Source organism: Hahella sp. HNIBRBA332 (assembly GCF_030719035.1).
Taxonomy (GTDB): Bacteria; Pseudomonadota; Gammaproteobacteria; order Pseudomonadales; family Oleiphilaceae; genus Hahella.
Genome location: NZ_CP132203.1, coordinates 3,927,025 through 3,941,185 on the forward strand (window position 1 = coordinate 3,927,025; position 14,161 = coordinate 3,941,185).

Annotated in this window: 11 protein-coding genes; 1 reads left to right on the forward strand and 10 read right to left on the reverse strand. The window is 52.3% G+C overall.

Features of this window, described 5'->3' with window-relative positions:
- Positions 1-6 precede the first annotated feature (6 nt).
- The 4 genes from mazG to cysM all read right to left on the reverse strand — a co-directional run bounded on the left by mazG (position 7) and on the right by cysM (position 5,493).
- Positions 7-870, reverse strand: a complete 864-nt coding sequence (mazG, locus tag O5O45_RS17345; protein WP_305900632.1) for a nucleoside triphosphate pyrophosphohydrolase — start codon at positions 868-870, stop codon at positions 7-9.
- Entirely contained in the window at positions 867-3,110 is a 2,244-nt protein-coding gene (relA, locus tag O5O45_RS17350; protein WP_305900633.1) for a GTP diphosphokinase, read from the reverse strand. Before relA ends, mazG begins: the two co-directional genes overlap by 4 nt.
- A 44-nt stretch (positions 3,111-3,154) precedes the next feature.
- Positions 3,155-4,495 carry a 23S rRNA (uracil(1939)-C(5))-methyltransferase RlmD gene (gene rlmD / locus O5O45_RS17355; protein WP_305900634.1) on the reverse strand — a complete coding sequence of 447 codons (1,341 nt, stop codon included), beginning with the start codon at positions 4,493-4,495 and terminating at the stop codon, positions 3,155-3,157.
- 107 nt (positions 4,496-4,602) lie between these two features.
- Complete coding sequence (gene cysM, locus O5O45_RS17360) at positions 4,603-5,493, reverse strand: cysteine synthase CysM (RefSeq protein ID WP_305900635.1); 891 nt, start codon at positions 5,491-5,493, stop codon at positions 4,603-4,605.
- A gap of 308 nt (positions 5,494-5,801) precedes the next feature.
- Between cysM and O5O45_RS17365 the strand changes: the two genes are divergently transcribed.
- Complete coding sequence (locus O5O45_RS17365; protein WP_305900636.1) at positions 5,802-8,675, forward strand: response regulator; 2,874 nt, start codon at positions 5,802-5,804, stop codon at positions 8,673-8,675.
- Between the two features lie 38 nt (positions 8,676-8,713).
- Here the strand turns inward: O5O45_RS17365 and recO are convergent, their stop codons facing one another.
- The 6 genes from recO to lepA form a co-directional block, all read right to left on the reverse strand.
- On the reverse strand, positions 8,714-9,430 hold the full coding sequence (gene recO / locus O5O45_RS17370; protein WP_305900637.1) for a DNA repair protein RecO: 717 nt from the start codon (positions 9,428-9,430) through the stop codon (positions 8,714-8,716).
- A 17-nt stretch (positions 9,431-9,447) separates the two neighbouring features.
- The gene (gene era, locus O5O45_RS17375) at positions 9,448-10,362 is read right to left on the reverse strand and encodes a GTPase Era (RefSeq protein WP_305900638.1); all 915 of its coding nucleotides are present in this window, start codon (positions 10,360-10,362) and stop codon (positions 9,448-9,450) included.
- Complete coding sequence (gene rnc / locus O5O45_RS17380; RefSeq protein ID WP_305900639.1) at positions 10,359-11,039, reverse strand: ribonuclease III; 681 nt, start codon at positions 11,037-11,039, stop codon at positions 10,359-10,361. Before rnc ends, era begins: the two co-directional genes overlap by 4 nt.
- A complete protein-coding gene (locus O5O45_RS17385; protein WP_305900640.1) occupies positions 11,036-11,404 on the reverse strand; it encodes a DUF4845 domain-containing protein in 369 nt (122 codons plus the stop codon). Before O5O45_RS17385 ends, rnc begins: the two co-directional genes overlap by 4 nt.
- Positions 11,405-11,486: 82 nt before the next feature.
- Positions 11,487-12,254: a signal peptidase I gene (lepB, locus tag O5O45_RS17390; protein ID WP_305900641.1), complete on the reverse strand. Its 768-nt coding sequence runs from the start codon at positions 12,252-12,254 to the stop codon at positions 11,487-11,489.
- Between the two features lie 48 nt (positions 12,255-12,302).
- The gene (gene lepA / locus O5O45_RS17395; protein ID WP_305900642.1) at positions 12,303-14,102 is read right to left on the reverse strand and encodes a translation elongation factor 4; all 1,800 of its coding nucleotides are present in this window, start codon (positions 14,100-14,102) and stop codon (positions 12,303-12,305) included.
- Positions 14,103-14,161 lie beyond the last annotated feature (59 nt).

The following is a 14,161-nucleotide window of genomic DNA, read 5'->3' on the forward strand; positions in this document are numbered from 1 at the left end:
CCTGTTTTACAGGCCTTCTTCTTTAGCTTTATCCCAGAGCAAGTCCATTTCCTGCAGCGATGCGTCATCCAGTGTCTTGCCCTGCTCTTGCAGTAATGACTCGATGCGGTTGAAGCGCCTTACGAATTTAGCGTTAGCTCTGCGCAATGCCGCCTCGGGATCCGCCTTGACGAATCGAGCCAGATTCACGCAGCAAAAAAGCACATCCCCCAGCTCATCCTCCAACTTGTCCTGATCCAGAACCGGCGCCGCCAACTCATGGCGCAATTCATCAATTTCTTCATGAATCTTGTCAAGAACAGGGTTGATTTCCGGCCAGTCAAAGCCATGCAACGATGCGCGCTTCTGTAGTTTTTGCGCTCGCTGCAGCGCGGGCAGGGCGTTGGGAATATCCGCCAACACACTTGAGGAGGCTGCCGACTCTTGCGCTTCCCCCGGCTTCTTTAACTTTCGCTCCTGCTGCTTAATACGCTCCCAATTAGCCTTAATCTGCTCTTCGCTGATTTTCTCTCCTGGAGCCAAACGGCTTTCCAGGGTTCCATCAGGAAACACATGAGGATGCCGGCGCAGTAGTTTACGCACAACGCCATCCACAATATCTGGCCATTGAAACAGGTCTTTCTCTTGCGCCAACTGTGAATAGAAAACCGCCTGGAAAAGCAAATCTCCCAGTTCATCACGCAAATGCGGCCAGTCTTCCTGCTCAATCGCATCCGCCACTTCATAGGTTTCCTCTATGGTGAACGGGACAATGGAGGCAAAGTCCTGCTTCAAATCCCAGGGACAACCGTCCTTCGGATCCCGCAAGCGACGCATCAGGTATAAAAGATCCTCCAGGGTATATTGAACGCCCTCGTCTATCTCGCTCATCGCCCTTCTCCCGGCTTGGCGCGGCGCGCGTCTATTATGTTAGGCAGTCTCCGAATACGATCAAACATACGACCTAGTACATCGATGGACGTCACTTCCACGGTCAGACGAATATCCGCTGTACTCTGATTCTTGTCGGTATTAGTCAATGCGGCGGTCACGTTGATCTTCTCATTCGCCAGCAACAAAGTGATATCCCGCAGTAGTCCGGGGCGGTCATAAGCATTAATAACCACATCCACAGGATAGGTGTACTCAGTATCGCCCCAGCTTACTTCTATCATACGGTTGGGCTCGACCGTCTGTAACTGCAGCGCGTTGATGCAATCTTGTCTGTGAATGGAAACACCCCGACCAATAGTGATATAGCCAACGATAGGATCGCCCGGAGCCGGTTTACAGCAGTTCGCCATCTGAGTCATCAAATTACCGACACCACGAATGTGAACATCGGAAGACTTAGCGCCTTCCTGCGCGGTGCGTAGATGCAGCGACAGCTGCTCATCCCGCGGCTCCAGCATGTTTTGCGCCGTATGCGCCACCTGCATCGGCTTGAGGTCGCCGGCGCCGATAGCAGCGAACATGTCTTCCGCGGAGGGATAATTTACTTTTTCCGCCAGATCGTCGAAATCCAACTGCTCCAATGACAGACGTTTCAGTACGCCCTGCAGAATATCGCGTCCCTCTTCGACATTCTGGTCGCGATCCTGCAGCTTGAACCAGTGGGTGATTTTCGCCCGCGCCCTGGAGGTATTGGCGTACCCCAAATCCGAGTTGAGCCAATCGCGACTGGGGCGAGCCTGGTTCGAGGTCAGAATCTGTACTTGATCGCCGGTCTTTAGCTTGTAGTTCAGTGGTACGATGCGACCGTGGATCTTGGCGCCCCGGCAAGCATGTCCAATTTCCGTATGCACCTTATAGGCGAAGTCAATGGGAGTCGCTCCTGCAGGCAAATCAATCACATGACCATCTGGCGTAAACACGTAGATACGGTCGCTAACGATATCATTGCGCCATTGATCAACAAGCTCTGAGGTCTTGCTCCCCAGTTCATCCTGCCACTCCAGCACTTGCCGGAGCCAGGCGATTTTCTGCTCGTACCCATGCGATTTCTGCTGCGTATCCGTGCCTTTATATAACCAGTGCGCACAAACGCCCAGCTCCGCTTCCTCGTGCATTTTTTGGGTGCGGATCTGCACTTCCATGATTTTTCCGGAGGGACCCACTACCGCAGTGTGCAGGGATTGATACCCGTTTTGTTTCGGGTTGGCGATATAGTCATCAAACTCATGAGGAATATGACGCCACAATGCATGCACCACGCCCAATGCGGAATAGCAATCGCGAATACTGGGAACCAGAATACGAATGGCTCGAATATCATAGACTTGCGAGAAGTCGATACCTTTGCGGTGCATTTTGCGCCATATGCTGTAGATATGCTTGGCGCGGCCGGAAAGTTCCGCCTTAATGCCGCTGGCCTCCAACTCCTGACGCAAAGCGGAAAGGGCCTCTTCGATAAACTTCTGCCGATCCAGACGACGCTCATCCAGCAGCTTGGCGATTTTCTTGTACGCAGTTTCATGCAGATAGCGGAAAGACAAGTCTTCCAGCTCCCACTTCAGATAGCCGATCCCCAAGCGGTGCGCCAACGGGGCGTAGATATCGAAAACTTCTCTGGCGACGCGATGGCGTTTATCGGACCCTGCGTTTTTGACGTCCCGGATAGCGCAGGTTCGCTCCGCCAGTTTGATCAACGCCACGCGCACGTCATCAATCATGGTGACCAGCATGCGGCGAATGTTGTCCACCTGTGTCTGAGTCTGCCCCAGCACGCTACCCTGAATGGGATGACGCAGGCTGGAAATCGCCGCCATCTGCGAAACGCCCTCAATCAGTTTGGAGACTTCTTCGCCAAACTCTTCATTTACTCTGACGAGGGAGAGCTTGCCCTCACGCACCGCACGATAGAGCACTGCCGCGATCAAGCTGGGCGTATCCAGCTGCAGCTCCGACAGGATCTGCGTCATTTCCAAACCGGTCAGAAAGCTGCTTGAGCCTTCCGACCAGAGGTTTCCGGCGCGCACCGCCTCTGATTCGATCTCTTTCGCCAGCAGGCAAGCGCGACGAAACGACGCCACATCCTCCAGTTCAACCTGTTGCTGTAAACGGTCAATCCAACCGTTGATATCAACTGACCCGTCCTGAGCCAAAGGATAATCTTCGCGAACTTTAACCATAGTGACGCCTTTCGCCAGACTCTCTTATTTTCTGAGTAACGGGCTTATGCTTTCTCGAATAAGGCCATTGACTCGACATGGGCCGTATGCGGGAACATATCCATTACCCCGGCCTTGATCAGCCTGTATCCCTGCGCCGCCAGAATGCCGGCGTCCCGCGCCAAAGTAGCGGGGTTACAGGACACATAAACAATTCGCTTCGCCCCAAAACGGGTCATTTGCTTCGCTAACTCTTCCGCGCCAGAGCGCGGCGGATCCAACAGAACTTTGTCATAGATGCGCAGCCATGCATGTTTCGCCTCATTCGCCGGCGCCAATGGAAGATGCAGGTCCGCCGCATGAAACTCTACGTTGCTAACGCCATTAAGTTCCGCATTGGCGTAGCCTCGGCGCACCATATCCTCGCTGCCCTCTACCCCTACGACATGCGCCGCCGTACGGGCAATAGGCAAAGTGAAGTTACCCAGTCCGCAAAACAAGTCGAGGATGGTCTCGCCAGCCTGCGGCTGCAACCATTCCAGAGCCTGCGCCAACATACGGCGGTTGATATCGCGGTTGACCTGAGTGAAGTCCATAGGATGGAACTGCATCGTCAAATCATAGTCGCTCAATTGATAACTAAGCAGCTCCTGACCATCTTTCGGCCATAGTTTGGCGACCGTGTCAGGACCTTTCGGCTGCAAATAAATTGCCAACCCGATTTGTTCTGAGAAATCGATCAGTTTTTGCAAATCTTCTTCAGTGAGCGGGTCCATGTGACGAATCACCAAGGCGCAAACATCATCACCCGCCGCCACTTCAATCTGAGGAATACGTTGATAGCCGGAGAGGCCTCGGATCAGCGCTTTCAGTTCAGGAATGCGGCCGCCGACGGACTCGATCAATACCGGGCATTCATCAATGGCGGTCAGGAAATTACTGTAACGTTCGCGGAAGCCCACAAGAACTTCATCTCGCTTGGCCACGTAACGTACGCCCAGTCTCGCTTTTGTGCGATAACCGCGCCCCGCGCCCACCAAGGGAGGAACAACCTGTTCCGGCTTTAAATCGCCAAAATGGCGCAAGTGGTCCAGTAATACAGACTCTTTGTGTTTGATCTGAAAGCCCAGGTTAACATGCTGCATGCTGCAGCCGCCGCACAGTTTGGAGAATTGGCAGTCAGGCTCAATACGTTGTGGATGCTGCGTCAGCACTTCTTCTACAGCAAGCTCATCATAACTGCGACGACTGTTTACATATCGCGCAGTCACGGTTTCGCCGGGCAAAGCACCTTCGACAAACAGGGTTTTGCCGTCTTTATGGGAGACGCCACGCCCTTCGTGACTGAGAGATTCGATTTCGCAGGTAATGGACTCTTGGGGTAACTTCTTTCTACGACGAGACATGCTTATAAACCTGGGCTATGGGGCCGATCTGAATAAAAAGCCGGCCATTATAGCGGCCTCCCTCAACAGATATAAGGGCTTTGGCGTCGCGCTCCGGCGCAACAGCTTTAGCTGCGGAATACGCCAGTAGACAGGTAGCGGTCGCCCCGATCACAGATAATGGCGACGATCACCGCATTTTCAACCTCACGGGAAATTCGCAACGCTCCAGCGATGGCGCCGCCGGAAGACACGCCACAGAATATGCCCTCTTCCCGAGCCAGGGCGCGCATGGTCTCTTCGGCTTCCTGCTGGGCGATATCCAAAACCAAATCCACTGACTCCGGCTGGTATATTTTGGGCAGATACGCTTCCGGCCAACGACGAATGCCGGGAATGGACGCGCCATCGGCAGGCTGCAGACCCACAATCTGAATTTCCGGGTTACGCTCTTTGAGATAGCGAGAGGTCCCCATAATAGTGCCGGTGGTTCCCATAGAACTGACGAAGTGGGTAATAGCGCCACTGGTTTGCCGCCAGATTTCCGGGCCCGTTGTCTTGTAATGCGCCAGGGGATTATCCGGGTTAGCGAACTGATCCAGCACCTTGCCTTTACCTTCGGACTCCATTTGCTTGGCGAGATCGCGCGCGCCTTCCATCCCCTCTTCTTTGGATACAGAGATGATCTCGGCGCCGTAGGCGGTCATCGCCGCGCGCCGCTCTTCACTCATATGCGCCGGCATGATCAGCACCATACGGTAGCCTTTGATCGCTGCGGCCATAGCCAAAGCGATCCCGGTATTGCCGCTGGTCGCCTCAATCAATGTATCGCCAGGCCGGATGTCGCCCCGATTTTCCGCTTCCTGGATCATGCTCATGGCCGGACGGTCTTTGACTGATCCCGCCGGATTATTTCCCTCAAGCTTCGCCAGAATGGCATTACTGGTGTCGCCGGGTAGTCTCTGTAGTCGAACAAGCGGTGTGTTTCCAACGTAGGATTCAATCGTGGGGTATGACATCTTTAACGTTCGCTTCTTTTTAAATTCAATCAATTAGCTGTAGAATCGGAAATGTCCTTGTCCGCTGCGGCGCCGCTGTGACAATGACGCGACGTCGCCTGAGCAAAAATCCGGTCCCTGTTACGCCATCGAACCATTGACGTCGATAGCCGCGCTCGGACTTGATATTGGCCGAACATCGGCCATGATAAGCAATAATCTGAGAGTGGCGATATATTCTTTTTTAATATAAAAATCACTTTATATCATAAATACCATAATATGCCGTTTACCCGCGCCTCCTCTACAAGCCGCCGAAGGGCCCCTGCATGAAACGCTGGGGGATAAAAGTAAAGGTCATTTTATTGACCTTGGCGCCATCGCTCACCATTGCGTTCACGTTGTCCGCAGCTTTCGTATTTACACGTTTGGACGACCTTAGCGACGTGCTCCTGGAGCGCGGCTCCGACTCCGCCCGTCACCTCGCCAACGCTGCGGAATACGGCGTTTTCACAGGAAACCGTCGTCAATTGATTGGACTGACCAACGCCGTACTGGAAGAGAAAGACATTCGTTCAGTCTCGATCTACGGGCGCCAGCGCCAGATATTGGCCCATGCCGGCCCGCGCATTCAGGAAGAGCATACGATCCCCGCCAGTTTATCCACTCAGCTTACGATTTATTCCAGTGAGGATGTGCTGCGCTTCACCGCGCCGGTCACCTTGCAAGACCTCAGTCTAAGCGAGGACGCCAACCTGCAGGAGTCCGAAGCCTCCAATGGGCTGCAGGATAATATTCTGGGGTGGGCGGTCATTGAAGTCTCCCGGGCGCCAACCCAGGTCGCCAAGTATCGGACGATTCTCTTCGCTGTCAGCGCCGTGTTCAGCGCTATTATTGTATGCACCATCCTGGCGCTGCGCTTAAGTCGCGACCTTACCTCGCCGCTATCTCAAGTGGCGCAAGCGCTCACTCGTATAAAAGAAGGCAAACTGGATACTCGCGTCTATATAGAGGCCAGCCCCGAGCTGGCTTTACTGCAAGACGGCATCAATTCTATGGCGGAAGCGCTCGCCAAGGCGCGCAGTGAGATGCAGCAAAATATAGATCAGGCCACGGAAGACCTGAGAGAGACCCTGGAAACCATAGAAATTCAGAACATTGAATTGGACATGGCTCGCAAGGAAGCAATTGAAGCCAGTCGAGTGAAGTCCGAGTTTCTCGCCAACATGTCCCACGAAATCCGCACACCGCTTAACGGCATCATTGGATTCACGCACCTTCTGCTGAAATCTAACTTGGGACCACAACAACGGGACCAGCTCAACACCATTCTGAAATCGTCCGAGATCCTGCTGACGATCATCAACGACATCCTCGACTTCTCCAAAATCGAGGCAGGCAAGCTGGTGCTGGATAATACTACCGTCAATCTTCAGGAAATCGTGGAAGACGTTCTCACCATGCTCGCTCCCGGCGCCCACGAGAAAAACCTGGACTTGGCGGGCCTCGTCTATTCCGACGTGCCCAGCCACATCATGGGCGACCCACTGCGCATCAAACAAATCGTCACCAATTTGGTTAACAATGGCATTAAGTTTACCCAAAGCGGCGAAGTAGTGGTGCGTGTCATGCTGGAAGACGAATCCGATGAGCGCTCGCTTATCAAAATCACCGTCACAGACAGCGGCGTAGGCCTCTCTCGCGTTCAGCAGCAGACGCTCTTCAGCGCCTTCAGTCAGGCGGACGCGTCAACAGCCAGGCGTTTCGGCGGCACCGGCCTGGGCTTGGTTATCTCCAGACGCCTGACCGAACAAATGGGCGGTCAGATCGGCGTTGAAAGCGAGCTGGGCAAAGGGTCTACATTCTGGATCGAACTTCCCGTCGAAATCGCCCCCAATCAACCAGACAACGAACTCAACCACCGTTTGTTCGAAGGTGAGCGCGTCATCTATCTTGAGCACCAGAAGAAAACCGGGCTGGCAGTGGAACACACCCTCAATAAGTGGGGCTCCAACGTCACTCAGGTGGACAATATCAAAGATCTGGCGGACAAGGTGGAAGAGGCTCAACGCAAAGGAGAAGGCTTCGCCGTCGCCATAATCGGCCTGACCCGCCATCACTTGCGATCAAACTCATACCTGCAGACCGTGCGTAAGCTGGAATATAAACTCGACTGCCGCACACTGATACTGACGCCCACCATCGATACCGGCAACGAGGAACCGCCAATACTGACTGACGCTTCGACTTTCCTGATCAAACCGGCTTCACAGCGGCGTCTGGCGAATGCCCTTAGCTGGCTGATCGAAGGACGTTCTGACGAAGAGGAAGCCCCATCGGCGATAACCATCAAACAGTTGAACGCCACCAGTGGCCGCAAGCCGCTGGTGTTGGCGGTGGACGATAACCTCGCCAATCTCAAACTGGTAGAGGCCTTCCTGTTGGACCTGGGCGCCGTAGTAGAGACCGCCATGAGCGGCTACGAAGCCCTCACCAAAGCCAAGCAGAAGCGCTTTGACGTGATTTTCATGGACGTACAAATGCCCGGAATGGACGGGGTGGAAACGACAATCAAGATTCGAGAGTTCGAAGCCGGCAAACGACGCACGCCCATTATCGCCCTCACCGCACACGCAATGTCAGAAGAACGCAAGCAGCTATTGCAAAGCGGCTTTGACGACTATCTCACCAAGCCCACCAATGAAGATGAGCTGCAGCGTATTATAGAGCGCAGAACCGGTTTCCAGCTGTCTCCACAACCATTGCTATCGCCACAGCCTGTTCGAGAGCCTGGGAAGATAAAACCATCGGTAAAAGCCGCCACCGAGCCGTGCGTGGATATTCGCAGCTGCGTCACTCTTGCCGGAGGCAAAAAAGGCCTGGCGGAAGAGTTATTCTCCATGCTGCTTGAAAACCTGCCGGAAGAACGCAAATCTATTGAGAGCGCCTGGGAGCAGCGAGATAGAGCTGAATTACTGGAGCGCGTCCACCGCCTGCATGGAGCGACGCGATACTGTGGAGTCCCCTTGCTGCGCAACGCCGCAGCGGAATTGGAAGGACAGATCAAGCGCGACGTAGAGCCGCTGGAAACGGCTGTTTCCGCACTTTTTGAAGAGATAGAAAGAGTGCTTTACTGGTCAGACAGGAATGACTGGCAAACAGAGTTTAGAGAATATCAGACTCAATCAGCCCCGCAGTCTTAGCTAGATTTGGGTTCTCGCGACTCTTGCCTTGACGGTGTTTAGCCCTTGGAAAGCTTGAGGTAGCTGCGCATCAGCTCTCGGGAGTGTAGAGGACGACCGCCTAACAGCTCATCAATACACCGGCGCGTCATTCTCTTGGCGGCGGTAAGACTCCCAGGAACAGACCAGTCCCGGTCCGCCATCGCCAGCAGATGGCGACCTTCAATCACAACTGAGTATGGCTCTGGTATTCGACTAACGCCTTCAGTAAGGGAAAAGTAATAGGCGATATTTTTTTTCACGACATCCCCTGTAGCGCTCTCCACACAAAAGTCTACGCCAAAACCTAATTCATTCAGCAGCGTAAACTCCAGCTCCCGTATTCCAGGCTCCAGATTCGTTTGTGGAAGTGATAAGAAAGCCAGACTCGTTTTATAAGCGTCAAAAACGTCTCGACAGCTTTCCAGTGGCTGCAGCAACTTCAGCAACAACTCATTGAGGTAAAGGCCAGCATAGAGAGCTGCTCCCGCCAAGGGATAACGAAGGCTGGTGGTCTCGCATCGAATAAGGGATTTAAGTTCGCCGCGCCCTCCCAGCTCAACCTCCAGCTCGGTGAAGGGTTGCAGCGTATTTGGACCGCCTTTCCTTCGGCCGCCGCCTTTCATAACCGCGGAAGCTTTGCCGTCAGCCTCTGTAATCAGATCAACAATCTGGCTGCTTTCGCGGTACGGCCGACTATGCAGCACGTAGGCGGCCTGAAGCGAAACCCGGTGCATAGCGGCCGATAATTCCGTTAACGGTCGTCGTAACCCAGGCTTTGCAAGGCGCGCTCGTTGTCGCTCCAGCCGGATTTTACTTTTACCCAGGTTTCCAACATGACTTTGCTTTCAAACAACTTTTCCATGTCCTTACGCGCATCGGACCCAATACGTTTGATTCGCTCTCCTTTCTGGCCGATCACAATCTTTTTCTGGCCTTCTCTTTCCACGAGAATCAGGGCGCTAATACGTAACAATGCGCCTTCACGCTTGAATTGCTCGATTTCCACAGCAATTTCATAAGGCACTTCGTTGCCTAACTGGCGCATGACTTTCTCACGAATAATTTCCACCGCCATGAAACGTTCGCTGCGATCAGTAATTTGATCCTCAGGGAAGAAATGAACTCCCTGCGGCAGCATTTCGTTAATAACGGCTTCCAATCGATCAATATTCAACCCACGCAGAGCGGAAAGAGGAATAATGTGCTGAAACTCACACATTTTCTGCACTTTGTCGATAAATGGCAGCAAGTCGTCTTTATTTTCCAACTTGTCCACTTTATTGATCGCTAGTATGCGCGGGCGATTCACCTTGGCGACTTTTGACAAGACGTAGTCGTCTTCTTCCGTCCAACGCTTTCTGTCAACGACAAAAACGATCACATCCGCATCTTTGATCGCTGAAGAGGAGGCTTTGTTCAGCACCCGATTAAGCGCTTTCTTGTCCAGCTGGTGCAGACCTGGCGTATCCACATAAATAGCCTGATAGTCACCCTCTGTCTTGATGCCCAATATCTGGTGCCGGGTAGTTTGCGGCTTCTTGGAGGTAATGCTGATCTTTTGCCCCAGTATATGATTCAGCAGGGTGGACTTGCCTACGTTCGGCCGCCCAACGATCGCCACATAACCGCAGCGGCTGTTCTCTTGCGAATTTACGTCAATACTCACTGATCCACTCCTAACGCCACCAAAGCTTGCTTCGCCGCCTTCTGTTCCGCAACTCTCCGACTGCTGCCGGTCCCTTCTGTCGAGTCAGGCAGGCCGTCTATTTCACAACGTACATGGAAAGTTTGAGCGTGCGCCTCCCCCTGCACGGAAATAACTTCGTAGCGAGGCAGATTGAGCTGACGCGCCTGCAAGTATTCCTGCAAGCGTGTCTTGGAGTCTTTCTGAGTATCTTTCAGGTTAAGCTTCTGCAAACGGGTTTCAAACCAGTTCAACACCCTGTCTGTGCAGACTTCAAAGCCTGCATCCAGATAAATAGCCCCAATAATGGACTCCAGCGCATCAGCCAGGATAGATTCCCGGCGAAAACCACCGCTCTTCATTTCCCCCGACCCCAATCGCAGATACTCACCCAAATCAAATTCCCTGGCGATTTCAGCCAGAGTCACTCCTTTCACCATTCTGGCGCGCAAACGACTCAACTGCCCTTCCCGCGCCTCTTCAAAACGACCAAAGAGGTAATCGGCGATAATAAAATTGAGGACAGAGTCCCCTAAAAATTCCAAGCGCTCATTATTACGACCACCGAAGCTGCGGTGGGTGAGCGCCAAAGTGAGCAAGGCAGGCTCTTTAAATGTATATCCGAGCGCACGCTGCAGTCTTTCCAGCTTAGCTGTCACTGATTATTGGCTTCCAATTGGTGATTAAATGAAACGACAGCATCAATATTACTCACGATATTGGTTCGGACTTCATATATTAGCGCCACAACAACCTTTGTTTTTTCACGAGTGATTTTGATATTTTTTTTGTCAAAATTACGCACATTGTTGACAGTGAAGTGTTTCTCTAAACGAGAGACAATCTGCTCATTTGATAGCTTGGCCAGATCAGACTCACGCTTCAGGCCATCTAAAGAAGAAGAAACCGCAAAGTCATCAAGGTATATCGGCCCTATTTTCAACCCTAAAGTGATAACAGAGATACCTATCAGCATCCAAACTAACACCATGAGAAAAGAAGCGCCCTGTTGATTCTTGCGCATATTCACTCCTTAGCATCCTCTTAATTAACCATTATTATTTAGAGAGTAGACATTAACTCACTGTTTTTACACTAATGCGCACTTACTGTATCGAACCGACTCGTGAAAAAGAGGGCAATGATAAGAACTTTTCCCAGTGCATCCAGATAGCGAATGCTCTGCCAACGATATTCTCATCCGGAACGAGTCCAATATAACGGCTGTCTTTACTGCGATCCCGGTTGTCGCCCATCATGAAATACTTGCCTTCCGGCACGACCCATTTGCCTTCATGGCCGGTGTTTGGATAGTTTTCCTTAATGATACGGTGCAGTTTTTCACCCAGTTGCTCTTCATAATAGAGCTCTCTGGGAGCGCCCGCAGGCAATGCGGCGATTAGCTTTTCATCGATAGGCTGCCCATTGATGGTTAGCCGCTTGTCTTTATATTCGACCGTATCGCCAGGAACGCCGACTACACGCTTGATGTAGTTGGTAGTGTTATCTTCCGGGGTGCGAAACACCATCACATCACCCCGCTGCGGATCGCCCAAATCCAGGAACTTGTACCCTAATACAGGGACTCGTAGCCCATAGGAATACTTGTTAACAAGGATAAAGTCGCCCACTTCCAAGGTAGGCATCATGGACTGAGACGGAATCTGGAATGGTTCAATAAGAAAGGAACGGACCACCAACACCAAAAACAGGACCGGAAAAAAAGACCGGGAATACTCCACTACAACCGGCTCTTTGATCATCGCGTTACTTCCACCACGCGTCCTGACCTTTACAAACAGCCAAAAGCCTAACCAAATCAGACCTGAGACCAGGGTCAGCACAACCAGAATCAAAGAGAAATCAAAGTCCATCGTTTGTCCTATTCAGTTTGTATTTATTGCTTTCAGTCCGCAATTGTCTTATTTATCGACCTTCAGCACGGCGAGAAACGCGTCTTGTGGAATTTCAACGCTACCCACCTGCTTCATACGTTTCTTACCTTCTTTCTGCTTCTGCAACAGCTTTTTCTTCCGTGAAACGTCGCCGCCATAGCACTTGGCCAATACGTTCTTGCGTAAGGCCTTAACGGTAGTTCTGGATACAATCTGCCCACCAATAGCCGCTTGAATCGCCACGTCGAACATTTGACGAGGAATCAACTCTTTCATTTTTTCTGTCAGCAGACGCCCCCGCGAGGCGGCGTTGTCGCGATGAACGATAAGCGCCAGCGCATCAACTTTGTCGCCATTGATCAGAATATCCAGGCGCACCAAATTGGCGGCCTGGAAACGAACAAAGTGGTAATCCAAAGACGCATAGCCGCGGCTTACCGATTTGAGTCGATCAAAGAAGTCCAGTACGACTTCCCCCATGGGTATTTCATAGGACAGAGCGACCTGGTTGCCCAAGAACTGCATATTCTTCTGTACGCCACGCTTTTCCACGCAAAGGGCAATGACGTTGCCAAGGTATGCCTGCGGCACAAGAATGTTGGCCTCAACGATAGGCTCACGCATTTCTTCGATAAAGCCAGGATCCGGCAACCTGGATGGGTTATCGACCTTGATGACTTCATTCTTTTTGGTCAGAACTTCATAGACTACCGTCGGCGCGGTGGTGATCAGATCCAGATCGTATTCCCGCTCCAAACGCTCCTGGATAATTTCCATATGCAGCATTCCCAGGAAGCCGCAGCGGAAGCCAAACCCCAAGGCGTCAGACGTTTCGGGTTCGAAGAATAATGACGCATCGTTAAGCGTCAACTTATCCAGAGCGTCACGGAAGTCTTCATAGTCGTCAGAGCTGACCGGGAATACGCCAGCGTATACCTGAGGTTGTACACGCTTGAATCCTGGCAAAGAAGCCACATCCGGGGTTTTCGCCAGAGTAATGGTATCGCCGACGGGAGCGCCGTGAATATCTTTAATGCCAGCAATGACATAACCCACTTCGCCCGCCTTAAGGCAGCCGGTCTCGGTACGCTTTGGTGTAAACACGCCAATGGAAGTCACCAGTTCCTGAGTCTTGGTCGACTTGATCAGGATTTTATCGCCTTTATTCAGCGTTCCATTTTTAACCCGCACTAAGGACACAACGCCCAAATAGTTATCAAACCAGGAGTCGATAATAAGAGCTTGCAACGGCGCGTCTGGATCGCCTTCCGGTGGCGGCACCAACTGTACAATTTGCTCCAGGCTCTCCTGGATGCCCATACCGGCTTTGGCGCTGGCTTCCACGGCGCCGGCCGCATCAATGCCTATAATCTCTTCAATTTCATGGCGCACCCGCGCCGGCTCCGCCTGCGGCAGATCCATCTTGTTCAGAATGGGAATAACTTCCAGCCCCATCTCGATGGCGGTATAGCAGTTCGCCACGGACTGCGCCTCAACGCCTTGCGCGGCGTCGACCACCAGCAATGCGCCTTCACAGGCGGCCAACGAACGAGAAACTTCATATGAGAAGTCGACGTGTCCGGGAGTATCGATAAAATTCAGCTGATAACGGGAGCCGTCTTTTGCATCGTAATAGAGCGTTACGCTCTGAGCTTTGATGGTAATGCCCCGCTCTCGCTCGATATCCATTGAGTCGAGCACCTGTTCGGACATTTCCCGATCAGACAAACCGCCGCAATATTGAATAAAGCGGTCAGCCAAAGTGGACTTGCCATGGTCGATGTGGGCAATGATAGAAAAATTTCTAATATGGTTGAGTTTACTCACGGACTACTGTCACTCAGATTCAAAGTTGAAGGCGGCGAAATTTTAACAGCTCCGCCGAG